Raw genomic sequence first — 255 nt, 5'->3', positions numbered from 1 at the left:
TAAATCCAATGAAGCAACTTATTCATACAGGCAACGATTGACACTTTGGCCGGTTTTCCTTCTGATTTTTTCTTATCATAGAAGGCTTTAAGCTTTTTGTTCCTTGAACTTCTTATGCCACATAGTACGGCAAGATACAGAGAATGACGTAGTCTGCTCGAACCTCTTTTAGTAATACGATTAATGGTTGCCGTAAACTTACCTGATGAGTGAACACTTGGATCTACTCCAGCGAAGGCAACCAGTTTTTTCGGG

Annotated in this window: 1 protein-coding gene; it reads right to left on the bottom strand. The window is 40.0% G+C overall.

What is annotated here, in order from left to right:
- On the bottom strand, positions 1-255 hold a 255-nt coding region (locus tag IOC57_RS25590; protein WP_207441380.1), incomplete at both ends, for a transposase.

Source organism: Bacillus sp. SD075, assembly GCF_017355165.1.
GTDB lineage: Bacteria > Bacillota > Bacilli > Bacillales > DSM-1321 > Peribacillus.
This window is presented reverse-complemented; position numbering and strand designations above follow the sequence as displayed.